General features: G+C 64.0%; 21 protein-coding genes. 11 read left to right on the top strand and 10 right to left on the bottom strand.

Annotated elements, in window-relative coordinates; translation table 11 throughout:
- Positions 1–10 precede the first annotated feature (10 nt).
- Positions 11–925: an EamA family transporter gene (locus tag ACI3EV_RS08240; RefSeq protein WP_337691884.1), complete on the bottom strand. Its 915-nt coding sequence runs from the start codon at positions 923–925 to the stop codon at positions 11–13.
- Positions 926–928: 3 nt separating this feature from the next.
- A complete protein-coding gene (locus tag ACI3EV_RS08235) occupies positions 929–1,450 on the bottom strand; it encodes a methylated-DNA--[protein]-cysteine S-methyltransferase (RefSeq protein WP_329770992.1) in 522 nt (173 codons plus the stop codon).
- 111 nt (positions 1,451–1,561) lie between these two features.
- On the opposite strand from ACI3EV_RS08235, the gene ACI3EV_RS08230 reads away from it, so the two are divergent.
- A complete protein-coding gene (locus ACI3EV_RS08230; protein WP_337691885.1) occupies positions 1,562–2,950 on the top strand; it encodes a phosphomannomutase/phosphoglucomutase in 1,389 nt (462 codons plus the stop codon).
- A 9-nt stretch (positions 2,951–2,959) separates the two neighbouring features.
- Complete coding sequence (locus tag ACI3EV_RS08225) at positions 2,960–4,264, top strand: 3-deoxy-D-manno-octulosonic acid transferase (RefSeq protein ID WP_337691886.1); 1,305 nt, start codon at positions 2,960–2,962, stop codon at positions 4,262–4,264.
- 19 nt (positions 4,265–4,283) lie between these two features.
- Here ACI3EV_RS08225 and ACI3EV_RS08220 read toward each other — a convergent pair whose 3' ends face one another.
- The 3 genes from ACI3EV_RS08220 to ACI3EV_RS08210 all read right to left on the bottom strand — a co-directional run bounded on the left by ACI3EV_RS08220 (position 4,284) and on the right by ACI3EV_RS08210 (position 6,353).
- Complete coding sequence (locus ACI3EV_RS08220) at positions 4,284–4,643, bottom strand: rhodanese-like domain-containing protein (protein WP_337691887.1); 360 nt, start codon at positions 4,641–4,643, stop codon at positions 4,284–4,286.
- Positions 4,643–5,293 (bottom strand): protein-L-isoaspartate O-methyltransferase, encoded by a 651-nt coding sequence (locus tag ACI3EV_RS08215; protein WP_329770988.1) that lies wholly within the window; start codon positions 5,291–5,293, stop codon positions 4,643–4,645. Before ACI3EV_RS08215 ends, ACI3EV_RS08220 begins: the two co-directional genes overlap by 1 nt.
- Positions 5,294–5,426: 133 nt before the next feature.
- A complete protein-coding gene (locus ACI3EV_RS08210) occupies positions 5,427–6,353 on the bottom strand; it encodes an AEC family transporter (RefSeq protein WP_337691888.1) in 927 nt (308 codons plus the stop codon).
- Between the two features lie 195 nt (positions 6,354–6,548).
- Here ACI3EV_RS08210 and msrA point away from each other — a divergent pair, with 195 nt between their 5' ends.
- Positions 6,549–7,094 carry a peptide-methionine (S)-S-oxide reductase MsrA gene (gene msrA / locus ACI3EV_RS08205; protein ID WP_329770986.1) on the top strand — a complete coding sequence of 182 codons (546 nt, stop codon included), beginning with the start codon at positions 6,549–6,551 and terminating at the stop codon, positions 7,092–7,094.
- Positions 7,095–7,109: 15 nt separating this feature from the next.
- On the opposite strand, the gene pdxH is transcribed toward msrA, so the two are convergent.
- Positions 7,110–7,760, bottom strand: coding sequence for a pyridoxamine 5'-phosphate oxidase (gene pdxH / locus ACI3EV_RS08200; RefSeq protein ID WP_337691889.1), 651 nt, complete (start codon positions 7,758–7,760; stop codon positions 7,110–7,112).
- Between the two features lie 116 nt (positions 7,761–7,876).
- On the opposite strand from pdxH, the gene ACI3EV_RS08195 reads away from it, so the two are divergent.
- On the top strand, positions 7,877–8,494 hold the full coding sequence (locus ACI3EV_RS08195; RefSeq protein WP_337691890.1) for an OmpA family protein: 618 nt from the start codon (positions 7,877–7,879) through the stop codon (positions 8,492–8,494).
- A 99-nt stretch (positions 8,495–8,593) separates the two neighbouring features.
- Here the strand turns inward: ACI3EV_RS08195 and gloA are convergent, their stop codons facing one another.
- Positions 8,594–9,001, bottom strand: coding sequence for a lactoylglutathione lyase (gene gloA / locus ACI3EV_RS08190; protein ID WP_337691891.1), 408 nt, complete (start codon positions 8,999–9,001; stop codon positions 8,594–8,596).
- Between the two features lie 191 nt (positions 9,002–9,192).
- On the opposite strand from gloA, the gene ACI3EV_RS08185 reads away from it, so the two are divergent.
- Positions 9,193–9,501 (top strand): metalloregulator ArsR/SmtB family transcription factor, encoded by a 309-nt coding sequence (locus tag ACI3EV_RS08185; protein WP_337691892.1) that lies wholly within the window; start codon positions 9,193–9,195, stop codon positions 9,499–9,501.
- A gap of 149 nt (positions 9,502–9,650) precedes the next feature.
- Here the strand turns inward: ACI3EV_RS08185 and ACI3EV_RS08180 are convergent, their stop codons facing one another.
- Positions 9,651–11,405 (bottom strand): DEAD/DEAH box helicase, encoded by a 1,755-nt coding sequence (locus tag ACI3EV_RS08180; protein WP_337691893.1) that lies wholly within the window; start codon positions 11,403–11,405, stop codon positions 9,651–9,653.
- Between the two features lie 320 nt (positions 11,406–11,725).
- On the opposite strand from ACI3EV_RS08180, the gene ettA reads away from it, so the two are divergent.
- The 3 genes from ettA to ACI3EV_RS08165 all read left to right on the top strand — a co-directional run bounded on the left by ettA (position 11,726) and on the right by ACI3EV_RS08165 (position 14,702).
- Positions 11,726–13,387, top strand: coding sequence for an energy-dependent translational throttle protein EttA (ettA, locus tag ACI3EV_RS08175; RefSeq protein WP_337691894.1), 1,662 nt, complete (start codon positions 11,726–11,728; stop codon positions 13,385–13,387).
- A 58-nt stretch (positions 13,388–13,445) separates the two neighbouring features.
- Positions 13,446–13,838 (top strand): hypothetical protein, encoded by a 393-nt coding sequence (locus ACI3EV_RS08170; RefSeq protein ID WP_329770978.1) that lies wholly within the window; start codon positions 13,446–13,448, stop codon positions 13,836–13,838.
- An 81-nt stretch (positions 13,839–13,919) separates the two neighbouring features.
- On the top strand, positions 13,920–14,702 hold the full coding sequence (locus tag ACI3EV_RS08165; RefSeq protein WP_337691895.1) for a glucose 1-dehydrogenase: 783 nt from the start codon (positions 13,920–13,922) through the stop codon (positions 14,700–14,702).
- 12 nt (positions 14,703–14,714) lie between these two features.
- Here ACI3EV_RS08165 and ACI3EV_RS08160 read toward each other — a convergent pair whose 3' ends face one another.
- On the bottom strand, positions 14,715–15,161 hold the full coding sequence (locus tag ACI3EV_RS08160; RefSeq protein ID WP_329770974.1) for a hotdog fold thioesterase: 447 nt from the start codon (positions 15,159–15,161) through the stop codon (positions 14,715–14,717).
- Between the two features lie 144 nt (positions 15,162–15,305).
- Here ACI3EV_RS08160 and ACI3EV_RS08155 point away from each other — a divergent pair, with 144 nt between their 5' ends.
- On the top strand, positions 15,306–15,716 hold the full coding sequence (locus tag ACI3EV_RS08155) for a PaaI family thioesterase (protein WP_337691896.1): 411 nt from the start codon (positions 15,306–15,308) through the stop codon (positions 15,714–15,716).
- On the opposite strand, the gene ACI3EV_RS08150 is transcribed toward ACI3EV_RS08155, so the two are convergent.
- A complete protein-coding gene (locus ACI3EV_RS08150) occupies positions 15,717–16,712 on the bottom strand; it encodes a PHB depolymerase family esterase (RefSeq protein WP_337691897.1) in 996 nt (331 codons plus the stop codon).
- Between the two features lie 174 nt (positions 16,713–16,886).
- On the opposite strand from ACI3EV_RS08150, the gene cstA reads away from it, so the two are divergent.
- On the top strand, positions 16,887–18,962 hold the full coding sequence (gene cstA / locus ACI3EV_RS08145; protein ID WP_337691898.1) for a pyruvate/proton symporter CstA: 2,076 nt from the start codon (positions 16,887–16,889) through the stop codon (positions 18,960–18,962).
- A gap of 13 nt (positions 18,963–18,975) precedes the next feature.
- Positions 18,976–19,170 (top strand): YbdD/YjiX family protein, encoded by a 195-nt coding sequence (locus tag ACI3EV_RS08140; protein WP_329770967.1) that lies wholly within the window; start codon positions 18,976–18,978, stop codon positions 19,168–19,170.
- Positions 19,171–19,419: the final 249 nt, after the last annotated feature.

Here is a 19,419-nt window from a genome sequence, read left to right as displayed (position 1 = left end):
AAAAGTATTATTATTTTTCGAATTTCTTCGGGCTCAACCAGCCGGTCGAGAGCATGGTGCCGAGCAGGATCACGCTGCCATAGCCGAGCATGGTCCAGCTCAACGATTCGTCCATGAAGCCGACGCCATAGCCCAGCGCAAACACCGGGATCAGGTAGGTGATGGTGGAGGCATTGCCGGGACCGGCGCGGGCAATCAGGCGGTAGTAGAGCACATAGGCCAGGCCGGTACAGACCAGGCCGACGGCCAGCATGGCGAGCCAGGCGGTGTTGCCGGGCATGTGGTTGGGGGCAAACCAGACGGTCAGCGGCAGCAGCACCAGAAAGGCACCTAAGTTGCTGCCCGCTGCCACCGCCATCGCCGGCATCTGCGACAGGTAGCGAGTGCTGTAGCAGGCGGCAAAGCCGTAGCTGCAGGTGGCCAACAGGCAGGCTAGCGAAGCGAGCAAGGCACTGCCGTGGCTGACATCCTCCGACAGGCCCGCTGGCTTGCTGCTGGCCAGTAGCGCGACACCGACGAAACCGATCAGTAGGCCGAGCAGGCGCCAGCGATCGGGCCGATGGCCAAGCCAGAACCAGGCGATGCAGGCGGTGAACAGCGGCGTGGTGGCGTTGAGAATCGAGGCCCAGCCAGAAGGAATCGTCAGCAGCGCGTAGGCATAGCAGGCAAATGGCAGGCCGGAATTGAAGATGCCGACGAAAAGCGTGGGTTTCCAGCGCTGGCGTAGCGAAGACCACTGGCCGCGCCAGATCATCAGCGGCAGCAGCATGGCAGCGGCAATGCCGACACGGATGCCGGCCGTGGCCCAGGGGCCGAAATCGACCACCGCCAGCCGCATGAACATGAAGGACGCGCCCCAGATGGCGGCCAGCAGCAGGAATTCCTGCAGCCAGTGTGCGGAAGCGCTTGAGCCCGGACGAGACATGGATCAGAGCAGGTCGGCCTGGGATTGTTCCAGATGCAGCAGCGCGGTCTTGCGCTCCAGGCCGCCACCATAACCGGTGAGCTGGCCCTGGCTGCCGAGCACGCGGTGGCAGGGCACGAACAGGCTGACTGGATTGCGACCGACCGCCATGCCAACGGCACGGCTGGCATTTGGGCGACCAAGTGCCGCGGCAATCTGGCCGTAGCTGCGGGTCTGCCCGTGCGGGATGCCGCACAGCCAGTGCCAGACCTGTTGCTGGAACGGCGTGCCTTCGACATAGGCCAGTGGCAGTTCGGCCAGCGGCTGGCCCTGGAAATAGGCGTCGAGCGCGGCTGCGGCAGCCTGCAGCACCGGATGGTCCGGCTGTTCGGGTACACCGGCCAGCGAGGCCGGGTCAAAGTGCCGTTGCGGTTCGAACCAGGCGCCAGCCAGTGCATCGGCAGTGCAGGCCAGGTGCATCGGGCCGAGCGGGGTGGCGTGACAGCTGCGCGCAGTCAGCAGGCGGGGATAATCGGGCAGGGGCATGGTATGACAGCAGCATGAAGCCCGGGCAGGCGGGCGGGTCAGCGCGCCATGGGCGCAGCCAGTGTAGCGGGTCTTTTACAATGCAGCAATCAACAGCCAGACGGAGTTCCCATGCAAGTAGCGGCATCGATTTTCAAGGCCTATGACGTACGTGGTGTCGTGCCCGATACCATCACGCCCGAAGTGGCACGTGCGCTGGGTCGCGCCTTCGGGACGCGTGCGCGCCAGACCGGCAGTCCGGTGGTGGCGGTGGGCCGCGATGGCCGCCTGAGCGGGCCGGAACTGGCAGCCGCGCTGGTGCAGGGTCTGGTCGATGCCGGTATCGAGGTGATCGATATCGGTATGGTGACCACGCCTATCCTCTACTTTGCCGCGCACACGCTGTGCGACAGCGGCATCCAGGTCACCGGCAGCCATAACCCTAAGAACCACAACGGCTTCAAGATGGTGCTGGGCGGTCGCGCCATCCACGGCGAGGAGATCCAGCAGTTGTGCCAGATCATCGAGCAGGAAAGCTGGGAGCTGCCCGGCGGCGGCAGCGTGCGCCAGGCCGATGTGCTGCCGGCCTACCAGCAGAAAATCGTTGCCGATATCAAGCTGGCACGCCCGATGCGGGTGGTGGTGGACAGCGGCAATGGCGTCGCCGGCGCTACCGCACCGGACATTTTCCGAGGCCTGGGCTGCGAGGTGCGCGAACTCTATAGCGAGGTGGACGGCAATTTCCCGAACCACCATCCGGATCCGAGCAAGCTGGAAAACCTGGAAGACGTCAAGCGCGTGCTGCGCGAGACCGATGCCGAACTCGGCCTGGCTTTTGACGGCGATGGCGATCGCCTCGGCATCGTGACCAAGGATGGCCAGGTGATCTTCCCGGATCGGCAGATGATGCTGTTTGCGCAGGATGTGCTGCAGCGCGTGCCGGGAGGCACCATCGTGTTCGACGTGAAATGCTCGCAGCGCCTGGCCCCGGCGATTGCCGCGGCCGGCGGCCAGCCGCTGATGTACAAGACCGGCCATTCGCTGGTCAAGGCGCGCATGAAGGAAGTCGATTCCCCACTTGGCGGCGAGATGAGCGGCCATATCTTCTTCAAGGAGCGCTGGTACGGTTTCGATGACGGCACTTATGCCGGTGCGCGCCTGCTGGAAATCCTGAGCCGCCATGATGCCCCGTCTGCCGTGCTGAATGCGCTGCCGACCAGTTTCTCTACGCCCGAAATCAACGTCGCCTGCGAAGAGGGTGAGCCGCATCGTATCGCCGCAGCGCTGCTGCCACTGGCCCAGCAGCAGCTCGGTGCCGAGGCACAGGTGAACGGCATCGATGGTGTACGCATCGACTGGGAAGACGGCTTTGGTCTGATCCGCGCCTCCAACACCACGCCGGTGCTGGTGCTGCGCTTCGAAGGCCATAGCGAGGCGGCGCTGCAACGTATCGAGCAGACCATGCTCGGCCTGCTGCGCCAGCTCAAGCCCGATGCCGTGCTGGGTGCATCGGCACACTGAGCACAACTGATGCTGCGCTCGCTGTATCGCGCCGTGATGGCGCTGGGTCGCCCGCTGCTGCTGCGCAAGCTGCGCCGCCGTGGCGAGCAGGAGCCGCTCTATCTGCATGCGGTGCACCAGCGCTTTGCCGAATACACGGCACAGGAGCAGCAGCAGGCGGCTGCGCACGCCGGCGACTGGGTCTGGGTGCATGCGGTGTCACTGGGTGAAACGCGGGCCGCAGCGATCCTGCTGCAGGCCTTGCGCAGCGTACGGCCAGAGCTGAAGCTGCTGCTCACCAACGGCACCGCTACCGGCCACGCTGAAGGGCGCAAGCTGCTGCGTGAAGGTGACATGCAGGTCTGGCTGCCGCTGGACAGCCGCCGTGCGGCACGCCGTTTCTTGCAGCTGTTCCGTCCGCGCGTTGGCCTGTTGCTGGAAACCGAGATGTGGCCGGAGCTGCTGCAGCAGGCTGCCGAGTTGCAGATTCCGATGGTGCTGGCCAATGCGCGCATGAGCGAAAAGACGCTACAGCAGTCGCTGCGCCTGTCATCGCTGGCCTACCCGGGTTACCGCAGCCTGCGCACCGCCTATGTGCAGACGCCATCTGATGCTGATCGGCTGCGTGAATTGCAGGTGCAGGATATCCAGATCGTCGGCAACCTGAAGTTCGATGCCAGTCCGGATCCGGAACTGCTGGCGCGTGGCCGCCAATGGCGCCAGCAACTGCAAGGTGGCGTGGCGCGCCCGGTCGTCATGCTGGCCAGCAGCCGCGAGGGCGAGGAGCAGATGTGGTTGCAGGCCTGGAACGCACTGCAACCGGCGCAGCGCGAGGCCGTGCAATGGCTGCTGGTGCCGCGTCATCCGCAGCGGTTTGACGAGGTGGCAGCCTTGCTGCAGCAGAACGGCCTGCAGGTATGGCGCCGTAGCGCCTGGGAGGAGCAGATTGCATCGCCTGCCAGTCCGGTGGTCTGGCTAGGTGATAGCCTGGGCGAAATGCCGATGTACTACGCCATGGCCGACCTGGCGTTGATGGGCGGCAGTTTTGAAAAGCTGGGCGGCCAGAACCTGATTGAGGCCTGTGCCTGCGGCTGCCCGGTACTGCTGGGCCCGCATACCTTCAACTTTGCTGAGGCCAGCGAGCAGGCGATTGCTGCGGGTGCCGCGCAACGCTGTACCGACATGTCACAGGCGATGCGCGAGGCAGATCGGCTGCTGTTGCTGGATACGGCCACGCATCAGGCGATGCAGCAGGCCTGCGAACGCTTTACCGGCAGCCACCGCGGTGCGGCCATGCGCATGGCGCAGGACCTGCTGGCGCGTGGTCTGATCTGAAAAAACCGGAAGCAGGAATTCAGTAGCGCGCGATGCTGTTGTCGACGCTGGCCCAGGCGTCGATGCCGCCACTGATGTCGTACAAGTCGGAGAAACCGCGCTGTGACAGGAAATAGGCCGCATGCTGGCTGCGCACGCCGTGGTGGCACAGGCAGGCCAGCGGCTGGTCTGGTGGTGGCAGATCGTCCAGCAGTTCCAAGAAGACGGACAGCGGTGCCGACAGCAGGTGGAAGCCCTGGCTGCTGGCCTGCTGCTGCACATGGGCGGTCTGCTGCTCCCATTCTTCGCGCACATCCAGCACCACCGGCTGCTTGCCGGCGGCGCGCATGCGCTCGGCCCAGTCGGCCACCTGGGCCGGGGGCAGGGGCTGGAAACGCATCAGAAGCGGAAGCTGGTCGGCTCGGTCACGCCTTCGAGGCGTTGCACGACAACATCCCACAGCTCTTCGGTGGTGTAGCTGTTTTCGCTGTCGCGCGTGATGCGGATGGTCTGCATGGACGGCTCGTTGCCGGTGATGGCGACCAGGCGGCCACCGATCTTGAGCTGGGACAGCAGGTCATGCGGCACTTCGGCGACGGAGCCGCACAGCACGATGGCGTCGAACGGGCCGGTGGCCTGGGCACCCTTGAAGCCGCAGCCGTCACGCACATCAGCGTGGATGCCGGTGCGGTGCAGGTTGTCACGTGCGAACTGGGCCAGTTCCGGGTGGATCTCGAAAGCGACCACGCTTTGTGCGCTGCGTGCCAGCAGGGCGGTCAGGTAGCCGGAGCCGGCACCGATCTGCAGTACCTTGTCGGTGGGCTGCAGCTGGGCATCCTGCAGCAGGCGCGCCTGCACGCGCGGCGCCAGCATGACCTGCCCGCAGGGCAGCGGCAGTTCCAGATCCATGAACGCCATGCTGCGCTGGGCCGGCTGCACGAAATCATCGCGGCTGATCTGGTCCAGCAGGCCAAGGACGAACGGGTCCAGCACGTTCCAGGGGCGGACCTGCTGTTCGATCATGTTGAAACGGGCTTGTTCGGTGTTCATGCGTGCTCCGACATGGGCGCGCGCATGCACGCCCCTGATGTGACAAATGTAACCCTTATTCTAGCGTGTCTGGGCCCTTCCTTGGCAGGCGGCCATGCCAGATATTGGGAGCAGGAAGCTGGGCGCGCAGCGCTCAGAGCCAGCCCGCCAGCAACAGCACCGCTACCGGCAGCGCCAGCGCAGCCAGCAGCGTCTGGCAGGCGATGATGCCGGCCATCAACGGCGCATCGCCGCCGAGCTGGCGCGCCAGGATATACGATGACGATGCCGTCGGCATGGCCTGGAACAGCAGGGCCACCAGCGCGGCCGGTCCCTGCAAGCCCAGCGCGCGGCAAGCCAGCACGGTGGCAAGTGGCAACAGCACAAAGCGCGCCAGGGACGACATGACGACCGGGCGCATCCATTGCCGGGCCGCAGAGAAATCCAGTGCGGCACCGACACACAGTAGGCCCAGCGGCAGCGAGGCCGCGCCCAGTGTCTTCAGCGTGCTGTCCAGCCCGGGCGGCAAGCCCCAGCCACTGGCTTGCAGGCCGATGCCGATTGCGCAGGCAGCCACCAACGGATTGCGGATGATCTGCAGCAGCACATGTTTCAGCGCAAAGTGGTCTGTCGGGCAGAGGCGGACAAATACCAGCACGCACAGCACGTTGACGGTGGGCACCAGCGTGGCATTGGCGACTGCTGCCAGCGCCACGCCCTGGGCACCCAGCAGGCCAGCCGCGGCCGAGACGCCGACATAGTTGTTGAAACGGATACCGCCCTGGAAGATCGAGGTGAAGGCTGGCTTGCTGACCGCCATCCAGCGCCGGCTCACGAGCAGCAGCAGGGCGACTGTCAGTGTCGCCAGCAGCAGTACCGCCACCATGTTGCCAATGGGCAGGCCGCGCAGATCGGCCGTGGCCAGGCTGTGGATGAACAGGGCGGGCAGCAGGATGAAATAGCAGAGCCGTTCTGCCTGCGGCCAGAAGGCATCGGCCAGGAAGTTCTGCTGACGCAGGCCGGCACCCAACGCAATCAGCAGGGCGATCGGCAGCAGGGTCAGGAACAGGTCGACGATCATGGCGCAGAGTGGAGAAAACCCGGCATCATAATGAAAGCGGTTCACATCGAAAAACCGCTGATGCATTGGTGACAATCACAGTCGGACAACCACAAGGCGCTAACTGGTATTGGCCTGGTACTACCATGCGGGCAAGAGCATGCTCCGGATCCGGGAGCGAGACCAGCACAACCCCAAGACAAGGAGCGGGCGATCATGACAGATCAGACAGGCACTGTGTACGAGACGATCACCCTGGGTGGCGGCTGCTTCTGGTGCATCGAGGCCGTGTTCCAGCGCGTGCGCGGCGTCGTCGCCCTGGAAAACGGCTACAGCAATGGTGACCTGCCCACGGTCAATTACGAGGCGGTGTGCCGTGGCGATACCGGATTCACCGAAGTGGTGCGGCTGCAGTTTGATCCGGCCGTGATCAGCCTGGAGCAGATCCTGGAGATCTTCTTTGTCGTGCATGATCCGACCAGCCTGAACCGCCAGGGCAATGACGTGGGTACGCAATATCGCAGCGCCATCTACGCTGACGACGAGGCCCAGCTGCAGCGCGTGCAGGCTTGGGTGCAGGCGGCGCAGGCGCACTTTCAGCAGCCGCTGGTGACCGAGGTAGCGCTGACCGAGCGCTATCTGCGCGCCGAGGACTACCACCAGGACTATTTCAACCAGCACCCCTATCAAGGCTACTGCATGATGGTGGTGGCGCCCAAGGTGCAGAAATTCCAGCAGACCTTTGCCGACTGGCAGCGCTGAGCCTGCCGCAACGGGTCAGGGCGCGAGGCGTTCGCGCAGCCAGCTGCCATCGGGCTGGCGCTGGTAGCGCAGGCGGTCGTGCAGGCGGCTCTTGCGACCCTGCCAGAACTCCCATTGCTCGGGCACCAGGCGGTAGCCGCCCCAGTGCGGCGGGCGCGGCGGCTGCAGCAGGAATTTGGTGCCGTAGTAGGCGGCATTGGTGACGAGCACGCTTCGGCCATCGATCACCTGGCTTTGCGGCGAGGCCCAGGCGCCGATCCGGCTGTCCAGCGGGCGCGTGGCGAAGTAGGCATCGCTTTCTTCGTCGCTGACTTTTTCGACACGGCCCTCGATACGCACCACCCGCTCCAGCTCGACCCAGTGGAACTGCAGCGCGGCAAACGGGTTGCCGGCCAGCTGGCGGCCCTTGCGGCTGTCGTAGTTGGTGTACCAGCTGATGCCACGTTCGTCATAGCCCTTGATCAGCACCACGCGCGTGCTCGGCCGCAGGTCGCTGCCCACAGTGGCCAGCGTCATGGCGTTGGGTTCGGGGATCTCGGAAGTGATCGCTTCGTTGAGCCAGCGATCGAACTGCTGCATGGGATCCTGGTGCGAAGCGGATTCGTCCAGTTCGGCGCGTTCATAGCTCTTGCGCAGGCTGGCGATGTCGGGACGGTTGGTTTTCATGGTCAGGCTCAAGTCATGTATGACAATACTTTACAATAGCCGCGATACCGCAGCCGTGTCAGGCGCATGCTGCGCCTGATTTCCATTCCTCAACGATTCATAGCCCTGGAGAAACCATGTCCACGACCCAAGACAACGACAAGGAACAAAACACCGTAGTTGGCGTGCTGCTGACGCTGATCATCCTGTTCGCCATTGCCCTGGCCACCGGCTTCGGCCTGTACAAGAGCGGCGTGTTCGGCGGCAAGGATGGCGCGGTGGCCACCTCCAGCGCCAGCGCTTCCGCTGCGGCCATGGCTTCCGATGCTGCTTCTGCGGCTAATGGCGCTGCTGCTGTCACTACCGCCACTGCTGCCGCGACCATGGCTGATGCCGCCTCTGCCGGCGCCGCCGCAGCTGACGAAGCCAGCGTGCAGTACGAAGAAGGCAAGGTGCGCTTCTACTTCGCCAGCGGCAAGTCGGACCTGGCCGCCGGTGCCAATGACGCCCTGAACCAGCTGCTGGCTGCTGCCAAGGATGGCCAGAAGCTGGTCATCAGCGGCTACCACGACAGCACCGGCAGCGCCGAGCTGAACGCCGAGCTGGCCAAGCAGCGTGCCATTGCCGTGGCTGATGCCCTGAAGGCACTGGGCGTGGACGAATCCCGCCTGGAACTGAAGAAGCCGGAAGTGGCTGAAATCACCACCGGCAGCAATGCCGAAGCGCGTCGCGTGGAAGTGACGATCGAGGACTGATCCCGCTTCTCATGGCCTTGCCGTTGCGACAGGGCCAGCATGAAAAATCCCCTGAAGCTTGCGCTGCAGGGGATTTTTTTCGTCTCTGAGACTGGCGTGTCAGAGTTTTTCCATGCCGGCGTCGTGGGCACGCTCGATCAGCTCGATCTTGTAGCCATCGGGATCGACCACGAAGGCGATCACGCTGCTGCCACCCTTGACCGGACCGGGCTCACGCGTGATCTGGCCGCCGGCGGCGCGGATCTTGTCGCAGGCGGCGTAGATGTCGGGCACGCCGATGGCCAGGTGGCCGTAGGCGGTGCCGTGCTCGTAGCTCTCGGTGCCGTAGTTGTAGGTCAGCTCCAGCTCGGCCTGGTGCGGGTTGCTTTCAAAGCCGAGGAAGGCCAGCGTGTACTGGTATTCCGGGTTGTCGCTGGTGCGCAGCAGCTGCATGCCCAGCACCTGGGTGTAGTAATCGATGGAGCGTTGCAGGTTGCCGACGCGCAGCATGGTATGGAGGATTCGCATGATGCCTGTTCCTGAAAATGGGTTGGGGCGCCGCTGGCGCCAGGACCCGGCTAGTGTGCCACAGCGTCATGGTGGGCATGCCGTTGGATTGTGGTGACATATTCACGGATTGCCACTTTGCCGATCGTGCAGGTTTTTGGTGCCAGATGCATAATATCGAATCCCATACGTTGACCCAAGATACCTGACCCATGAGCGAAGTCCTGATCGACATGCAGCACATGCAGCTGGCCGCCCGCGAAGCCAGCCAGTTGCTGCGCGTCATGTCCAATGAAAACCGTCTGCTGCTGCTGTGCCAGCTGAGCCAGGGCGAGCGCTCTGTGGGTGAGTTGGAAGAGATGCTGGGCATTCGCCAGCCGACCCTGTCGCAGCAACTGGGCGTACTCCGTAGTGAAGAGCTGGTGCAGACGCGCCGCGATGGCAAGCAGATTTTCTACCGCATTGCCGACGAGCGTGCCCAGCAAGTGCTGGAAACGCTGTATCGCCTGTACTGCTCCTGAGCACGCAGCAGGCTTGCATCCAGACAGACGGCCGGGTTGATCCCGGCCGTTGTTGTTCTGGCGCCTTGCTGGCTGCAGGCAGAAAAAAGGACCGGAAGATCCGGTCCTGATGGCCCGGCGAACCGGGCAGGGCGTTTGATGCTGCTGGCTTACCAGCCGAAGCCGCCACCACCACCGCGCTTGTTGCGGTTGCTGCGACGCAGGCTGTCCACGCTGGTGCGCAGCGGGTCCGGCTGACCGCCGTTGCCCTGGCTGCGCGGCACGCCGAATTCCCCCTTGAACAGCTGGCTTTCGTGGCTGCGCGGCTGGGCCTCGCTGCCGGCGCGCTGCGGGCTGCGGCGGCTGCGGTTCTGGCCGCCGGCGTTGCCATGCGGCTGCTGCTGCGGGTTGCGCGGCTTGTGCTGACGCGGCTCGCGTGGTTCACGTGGCTCGCGCTGGGCAGCGGATTCGCCGTAGCTGTCCTGGCGCTGCTCACCACCACCACCGCTGCGGAAGCGGTTGCGACGGCGGCGATTGCGCTGGGCGTTGTCACCGTTATCGGCAGATGATGGCGGCTGCTGGCCGGCGATCTGGCCATCGGCCTGGGTGGCATCAGCAGCCGGCTTGCTGCGGCCGCCAGCCGGGCGGGCGGTCTTGTTCTCGCGGATGCGCTGCATCATTTCCTGGCGCGCGGCCTTGGCAGCGGCTGCCATGACGTCGCGGCCCGGCGGCTTGCCGGCACCGCCCCACAGGGTCTGGCGGCCCATGGCGATCGGCTCGGCCTTTTCGCCTTCCTCCGGACCAAAGCCCTCGACAAACTCGACCGGGATCTGCTGGCGCGTGAACTTCTCGATCGCGTGCATGAAGCCTTCCTCGTCCAGGCAGACGAAGTTGACGGCAGTGCCGCTGGCACCAGCGCGACCGGTACGGCCGATGCGGTGCACATAGTCTTCGGAGATGTTCGGGATTTCGTAGTTGACCACGTGCGGCAGGTCATCAATGTCGATGCCGCGTGCGGCGATGTCAGTGGCGACCAGGGCGCGCAGCTCGCCGGTCTTGAAGCCGGCCAGTGCCTGCGTGCGCGCCGACTGGCTCTTGTTGCCGTGCAGCGCCATGGCGCTGATGCCGTTCTTGTTCAGGTAGTCGGCCACATGGTTGGCGCCGAACTTGGTGCGCGTGAACACCAGCACCTGGCTCCAGTCGTGCTGCTGGATGATGTGCGCGAGCAGCGCCTTCTTCTTGTTGCGGCCAACCGGGTGGATCACCTGGGTGATGCGCTGCACCGTGGTGTTGCGCGGGGTCACCTGCACTTCGCGCGGATCGCGCAGCAGGCCCTGGGCCAGTTCGCGGATGTCATCGCTGAAGGTGGCGGAGAACAGCAGGCTCTGCTTGTTGCGCGGCAGCAGCGCCAGCACTTTCTTGACGTCGTGGATGAAGCCCATGTCCAGCATGCGGTCGGCTTCGTCCAGCACCAGGATCTCGACCTGGGACAGGTCGACGGCACCCTGGCCTTGCAGATCCAGCAGGCGGCCCGGCGTGGCGACCAGGATGTCCACGCCTTTTTGCAGGCGCTGGATTTGCGGGTTCATGCCGACGCCGCCGAAGATCACGGTGGATGTCAGCTTCAGGTGCTTGCCGTATTCACGCACCGATTCCTCGACCTGGGCGGCGAGTTCACGTGTCGGACACAGCACCAGGGCGCGCACCTGACCATTGCGGGCCGGCGGCTTGGCGTTGAGCAGCTGCAGCATCGGCAGCGAAAAGGCGGCGGTCTTGCCGGTGCCGGTCTGGGCACCGCCGAGCAGGTCATGGCCTGCCAGCACCAGGGGGATGGCCTCGACCTGGATCGGGGAGGGCTGCTCATAGCCCAGATCGCGCACGGCAGAAATCAGCTCGGGCGCCAGGTTCAGTTCTTCGAATGTCATGTTGTTATCAGGCACCAGCAGGGGTGCAGGACCATCGGCCGTAAGCGTGTGCACGGGATGCACTGGCGCAAAACCAGTGAGTGGCAGATGGAAATCCAGAGGAGCCGCTAAAGCAGATTAGCCCGATGGCCGGGCTGTGCGGCAGGCGGTAGAACACCGTTGTTGCCATGCACTGGTGGTGGCAACAGCATTTATTGTCGCATGCTGGGATAATAGAGGCATCAGGTATTTGATCGAAATCCCTGCATTTTTTCCGTTTTTGCCGGTTTTTGGTGGTTTTCGGGCCACGGACCGGCGTCTTGACCAAGGATTTTTGCCACATGGCCCAATACGTCTACACCATGAACCGCGTCAGCAAGATCGTGCCGCCCAAGCGGCAGATCCTGAAGGACATCTCGCTGTCGTTCTTTCCGGGCGCCAAGATCGGCGTGCTCGGCCTGAACGGCTCCGGCAAGTCCACGCTGCTGAAGATCATGGCCGGTATCGACAAGGAGATCGAGGGCGAAGCCATGCCGATGCCGGGTCTGGACATCGGCTACCTGCCGCAGGAACCGCAACTCAATCCCGAGCACACCGTGCGCCAGGCGGTGGAAGAGGCGATGAAGGAAGTCAACGACGCGCGTGCGCGCCTGGACGAGATCTACGCTGCCTACGCCGAGCCCGATGCCGACTTTGACGCACTGGCCGCCGAACAGGGTGAGCTGGAAGCCATCATCGCCGCTGCCGGCACCGACAGCGAGCACCAGCTGGAAATCGCCGCTGACGCGCTGCGCCTGCCGCCTTGGGATGCCGTGATCGGCAAGCTCTCTGGTGGCGAGAAGCGCCGCGTGGCGCTGTGCAAGCTGCTGCTGAGCAAGCCCGACATGCTGCTGCTCGACGAACCCACCAACCACCTGGACGCCGAATCGGTGGATTGGCTGGAGCAGTTCCTGTCGCGCTTTACTGGCACCGTAGTGGCGATTACCCACGACCGCTACTTCCTGGACAACGCCGCCGAGTGGATCCTGGAACTGGACCGTGGCCACGGCATTCCGTACAAGGGCAACTACAGCACCTGGCTGGAGCAGAAGGAAGCGCGCCTGGCGCAGGAACAGCGCACCGAAGATGCCCGCACCAAGGCCATGAAGAAGGAGCTGGAGTGGGCACGCCAGAACCCGAAGGGCCGCCAGGCCAAGTCCAAGGCGCGTCTGGCCCGCTTCGAGGAACTGAGCGATTACGAATACCAGAAGCGCAACGAGACGCAGGAAATCTTCATTCCGGTGGCCGAGCGTCTGGGCACCGAGGTGATCGAGTTCACCAACGTCAGCAAGTCCTTTGGCGACCGCCTGCTGATCGACAACCTGAGCTTCAAGATTCCGGCCGGTGCCATCGTCGGCATCATCGGTCCGAACGGCGCGGGCAAGTCCACGCTGTTCAAGCTGGTGGCCGGCGTCGAGCAGCCTGACAGCGGCGAGGTGAAGATTGGCAAGACCGTGCAGATGGCCTTTGTCGACCAGCACCGTGACGAGCTGGCGAACGAAAAAACCGTCTGGGAAGACATTTCCGGCGGTCTGGACCTGATCACCGTGGGCAAGTTCCAGATGCCGAGCCGTGCCTACTGCGGCCGCTTCAACTTCAACGGCGGCGACCAGCAGAAGAAGGTCGGCATGCTGTCCGGTGGTGAGCGTGGCCGTCTGCACCTGGCCAAGACGCTGATGCAGGGCGGCAACGTGCTGCTGCTGGACGAGCCCTCCAACGACCTGGACGTGGAAACCCTGCGTGCGCTGGAAGACGCGCTGCTGGAGTTTGCCGGCAGCGTGATGGTGATCAGCCACGACCGCTGGTTCCTGGACCGCATCTGTACCCACATCCTGGCAGCAGAGGGCGATTCCCAGTGGGTGTTCTTTGACGGCAACTACCAGGAATACGAGGCCGACAAGATCAAGCGTCTGGGCGAAGAGGGCGCCAAGCCCAAGCGCATGCGCTACAAGGCCCTGAAGTAATCATGGCGTGCCGGCAGGAGCTTCGGCTCACGGCCGGCACTTTCCAGGACCGTTGCCCATGCACGTGATCCCTTATCTGCTGGTGGACCAGCTGCCGTTCATGGCCAACCATGACCAGGTTCGCCATTACTACGGCAAGCCGCTCAGTATCGAACGGCTGGAGATCGGCCTGCAGGCCTTGGATTACGGCAGCTGGGTGGCGCGTTTCCAGCACAACGGCCGGTTGGAAGAAATCACCAAGCGCGCGCCGGAGCTGTTCCTGTTCGGGCAGCGCGTACCGTTTGCCGGTCTTGAGACCTTTGTTCGCCAGCGTGATGCTGGCGTTTTTGTGCGCAGCGGCTTTGTCGTCAGTCCGCGATTTGGCCTGGCGTTCGTACCGGGCGAACCGGACTGGGTCACGGCGCTGGCGGCACACTGCATCCCGACCTGGCGCTCCATGCCGGCAGTCTGAATCACCGTTGTTACGCCGGCTTACATGGGGCGGCTCCGGCTTGGGCTGTGGTGAAAGCTGTACAAGCACAAGGAGAATGCAATGCAGGATCAGGCAATGATCGTGACCGGGGCTGCCATGGGTCTGGGGCTGGCTGCGGCCAGGGTGCTGGCGTCACGCGGTGCTGCCGTGGCACTGGTGGATTACAACGCGGACGTCTTGCAGCAGGCGCAGGCGGCACTGGCGGCTGAATGCCCACAGGCCAGGACCATCACCGTGGCGGCCGATGTGTCGGACGAGGCCGCCGTGCAGCGCTATGTGGATGCCACGGTAGAGGCTTTTGGCCGCATCGATGGCCTTTACAACAACGCCGGTATCGAAGGCCGCCAGGCACCGATGACGGACTACGACCTGGAGGTGTTCCGCAAGGTGCTGGACATCAACGTGATGGGTGTCTACTACGGCATGCGCCATGTGATTCCGGTGATGCGGAAACAGGGCTATGGCCGCATCGTCAATGCGGCGTCGGTGGGTGGCATTCGCGGCGTATTGAACCAGACTGCCTATGTGGCCAGCAAGCACGCCGTGGTCGGCATGAGCAAGAATGCGGCACTCGAATACGGCAAGGACGGCATCCTGACCAATGCCATCGCGCCTGGTGCGATCCTGACGCCGATGGTGGCCGAGGCCTTCAAGCAGGTCAATCCGGCCGATCCGAAAGCGGCGGAAACCGAATACGCCTCGCGCAACCCGACGCGCCGGCTGGGCGCGCCGGAAGATGTCGGCCAGCTGGTGGCCTATCTGCTAAGCCGCGAGAACGGCTATGTCAGCGGGCAGGTGATTGCCATCGACGGTGGTGAATCGAACATGTACGGTAATCCCTGAGCGTCTGCCGCTTCAGGCGCGGGATTTTTCCAGCGCCGCGCGCGGCACCACTGCCATGGTGACGCGCGAGATGCAGACCAGCTTGTCCTGTTCGTCGGTGATGCGCACTTCCCAGACCTGGCTGGTACGGCCCAAGTGGGCCGGGCGTGCCGTGCCGATCACCCAGCCCTCGCGTACCGCGCGTACGTGGTTGGCATTGATTTCCTGGCCGACGCAGAGGAACTGCTGCGTATCCACGGTGCAGACCGAGGCGACCGAGGCCAGGGTTTCGGCCAGCACCATCGAGCAGCCGCCGTGCAGCAGGCCAAAGGGCTGACGCGTGCGCGCATCCACCGGCATGCGTGCCGTCAGGAAGTCGTCGCCCAGGGCGGTGCATTCGATGCCAAGGTGGCTGACGGCGCAGCCGCTGTTGAGCTGGTTGATCTGCTCCAGGGTGACGGGTTGGTGCCAGATGCGCATGGGAAAATCCTGAAAATAAGACGGTCGTTCCATTTTAGGGGTGTGCCTGGCGGGGACTGGATTCAGGAAAACCCTGAATTTACGTTTACGTCAAGGTCGTTATCCTGATGCGTTCCATTCCAGAGCCACAGGAGCAGACAGCCGATGTTGACCAAAGAAGAAATCAGCGCCTTTCTGGCGCGCGAGTTTCCCCAGACCAAGTGCGTGATCGAATCGCTGGGCGATGGCGAGGCGGTGCTGTCGCACCCGGTGGGTCAGGACGAGATCCGGCCGGGCGGCACGGTCTCCGGACCGGTCTTGATGGAACTGGCCGACGTAGCCCTGTATGTGGCGCTGTTTACGCGCATCGGCATCGTGCCGCTGGCGGTAACCACCAACCTGACCACCAATTTCCTGCGCAAGCCGCCGGGCGACCGGCCGGTGATGGCGCGCTGCCGCATGCTCAAGGTCGGGCGCAGCCAGGCGATGGGCGAGGTGCTCCTGTACTCCGAAGGCCGGCCGGAAGAAACAGTGGCCCACGTGGTGGGCACCTACGCCATCCCGCCCAATCGCTGATCAGCGTGCGCTGCGTGAACGCGGGTTGACGTACTGGCGGAAGAAGCGCAGCGATTCATCGCTGGCATTGGGGCCGGTAGGATCGGTATAGCTGCCGGACGGATGGCCGCCGCTCCAGGCATGGCCCAGGCCGTGTACCAGCCACAGTTCACCAGCGATGCTGCCTCCGGGCGTCAGGTAGCGTGTCAGCGTGACGTCGCGGCCCGGGGTGCTGATGCGTTGTTCGACCGAGCTGCAATCGCCGGGCAGCATGGCCTGGATCGTGTTCAGGCCGTTGTCCGGGTGCACGGTTTCGTCCCGGTCGCCTTGCAGCACCAGTACCGGCACGGGCGGGTGGCCATCCGGCAGCGCTGTGCCGCGGGCGCCGCGCCGCATGGCGCTGAAGGCACCGGGAATGCTGGTGGCAGCACCGGGCGGCAGGCCGGCATGGATGGCTGCGGCAGCGAACAGGTCGGGGTAGTTGCGTGCCATCAGGGCCGTCATGGCACCGCCAGCCGACAGGCCGGCGACATAGATGCGCGAGGGATCGACCGGATGGTCCTGCATGGCCTTGCGCACCATGGAGGCGATCAGTTCCGGTTCGCCCCAGTCACGGCGCTGGTTGCGGCGCGAGAACCAGTTCCAGCAACCTTGCGGGTTGCGCTTGCGGTTCTGGCCCGGGTAGAGCACGAAAAAGCCTTCGGTATCGGCCAGCTGGTCCATGCCGGTACCGGCGGCAAAATCGTCCGGGTTTTGCTTGCAGCCGTGCAGCATCAGCACCAGCGGGCGCGGGCGCTGCGGATCAGCCTGCAGCGGAATGAACAGGCGGTAATCGCTGCTGCCCACGCCGGGCTGGAATTCTTCACCGCGCTCGATGCGGCCGCGCAGGGGCGCGGGCGGGCGGGCAGTCGATGCCGGAGGTGGCGGGCTGGCGGGGGCAGCGGCAGGAGGGCTGCTGCGCTTGCGTTTGCGGAACAGCGAGGATACGCCGCTCCTGAGTTTGTCAATCCAGGTCATGGGCGTGATTGTGCAGGAAGTCGCCAGGCGCTGTGTGAGACAGGCGTGACATTGGACCAGAAACCCTGTTGCCTGGAGGACTAATTAGTTGAAAAACATGACACGTATGGTCACGGTCTGATACAACCGCTACATTCCGACAATCACGCCGGAAGTTTTTATACGGAGTTCAGCATGAATCAAATGTTATCCCGGCTCCTGTGGCTGGTGGTAGCCATTGCCGGGGCAGGTGCACTCGGCTACGTGGCACTGCAGCGAGGGGAGTCCATCAATGCCTTGTGGATTGTCGTGGCTGCAGTGTGCGTCTACCTGATTGCCTACCGCTACTACAGCCTGTTCATTGCGAACAAGGTGCTTGGCCTGGATGCCACGCGCATGACGCCGGCCTGGCGTCACAACGACGGTCTGGACTATGTGCCGACCAACAAGGGTGTGCTGTTTGGCCACCACTTTGCCGCGATTGCCGGCGCCGGCCCGCTGGTCGGCCCGGTCCTGGCCGCACAGATGGGCTATCTGCCCGGCATGCTGTGGATCCTGGCTGGCGTGGTGTTTGCCGGCGCGGTGCAGGACTTCATGGTGCTGTTCGTGTCCACGCGCCGTGACGGCCGCTCGTTGGGCGACCTGATCAAGTCCGAAATGGGTCCGGTGGCCGGCGTGATTGCGCTGTTCGGCACCTTCATGATCATGATCATCATTCTGGCGGTGCTGGCCCTGATCGTGGTGAAGGCGCTGACGCACAGCCCCTGGGGCACGTTCACCGTGGCCGCCACGATCCCGATCGCCATCTTCATGGGCCTGTACATGCGCTACCTGCGCCCGGGCCGTATCGGCGAGATTTCCGTCATCGGCTTCCTGATGCTGATGTGGGCGCTGTACTATGGCGGCGTGGTGGCCGAGACACCTTCGCTGGCGCAGCACTTTGACCTGGACGGCAAGCAGCTGACCTGGGCGCTGGTGATCTACGGCTTTGTTGCTGCCGTGTTGCCGGTGTGGCTGTTGCTGGCACCGCGTGACTACCTGTCCACCTTCTTGAAGATCGGCACGATTGTCGGTCTGGCATGCGGCGTGCTGTTCATCGCGCCCGAGATGAAGATGCCGGCCGTGACCCGTTTCATCGACGGCACCGGCCCGGCCTGGAGCGGCAACCTGTTCCCGTTCCTGTTCATCACGATTGCCTGTGGCGCCGTGTCCGGCTTCCACGCGCTGATTTCTTCCGGCACCACGCCGAAGATGCTGGAAAACGAAAGCCACGCACGCCTGATCGGTTACGGCGGCATGCTGATGGAATCGTTCGTGGCCATCATGGCGCTGATCGCTGCGTCCGTGATTGACCCGGGCGTCTACTTTGCCATGAACGCACCGGCAGCGGTGCTGGGCACCACGCCGGAATCGGCGGCTGCCGTGATCAACGGCTGGGGCTTTGCCATCACGCCGGAAATCCTGAACCAGGTCGCGGCCGATGTGGGTGAATCCACCATCATCTCGCGTGCCGGTGGCGCACCGACGCTGGCGGTGGGCATGGCCCACATCCTGCACCAGGTGTTTGGTGGCGAGGGCATGATGGCCTTCTGGTACCACTTTGCCATCCTGTTCGAGGCGCTGTTCATCCTGACCGCGGTGGACGCCGGTACCCGCTCCGGCCGTTTCATGCTGCAGGACCTGCTGGGCAACTTTGTGCCGGCGCTGAAGCAGACCGATTCGCTGATCGGCAACCTGGTGGCTACCGCCGTCTGCGTGGCGCTGTGGGGCTACTTCCTGTACCAGGGCGTGGTCGATCCGCTGGGCGGCATCAACACGCTGTGGCCGCTGTTCGGCATTGCCAACCAGATGCTGGCCGCGATCGCGCTGACGCTGGTGGCGACCGTGCTGTTCAAGATGAAGAAGGACCGCTACGCCTGGGTCGCCATCGTGCCCACGGTCTGGCTGCTGATCATCACCATGTACGCCGGTTTCCAGAAGCTGTTCCATACCGATCCGCGTATCGGCTTCCTGGCGCTGGCCAACAAGTTTGATGCCGCGATGCAGTCGGGCCAGTTGCTGGCCCCGGCCAAGTCCATGGAAGAAATGAGCCGCCTGGTGTTCAACAACCGCCTGGATGCGGCCCTGACGGCCTTGTTCATGTCGGTGGTTGTGGTTATCCTGTTCTACGGTATCCGTACATCGCTGGCTGCGCGCAAGCAGGCACAGCCGGTGATGCATGAAGTGCCGTACGAGCCCTTGCCTGCCGAGGCCATGGCCAAGTCCCACTGAAGGAGACATCAGCATGTTCCAGAAACTGACTGCCGCCGGCCGTTACTTCGGCCAGACCGCCCGTCTGATGGTGGGCGTTCCCAGCTATGACAACTACCTGGCGCACATGAAGCGCACCCATCCGGACCAGCCGGCGATGACTTACGAAGAGTTCTTCATCAACCGGCAGCAGGCACGTTACGGCGGCGGTATCGGTCGCTGCTGTTGACCCCATGGTGGCGGGCGATTGGCCCCGCTGACCTGCAAAACGGCCACACCTGTCCAGGTGTGGCCGTTTTGCGTCTGGGGTAAACCCTTGGGCTAGTTATAAAGCACGATCGTGCGTCACATACGTACGGTAGCATGTATGTATAAAGCAACAGCATCGGCGCTGTGCCGGTGCAATAACCTGAGAAGAATCATGGATATGGCACGCAGTACTGGTGCAGATCGGGCTAGCCCGCTGACCCTGGCTTCA

This window comes from Allobrachymonas wangyanguii (assembly GCF_045055315.1).
Classification (GTDB): domain Bacteria; phylum Pseudomonadota; class Gammaproteobacteria; order Burkholderiales; family Burkholderiaceae_C; genus Brachymonas; species Brachymonas wangyanguii.
Note: the sequence above shows the minus strand (reverse complement) of the source record. Positions and strands in the feature narration are given on the sequence as shown.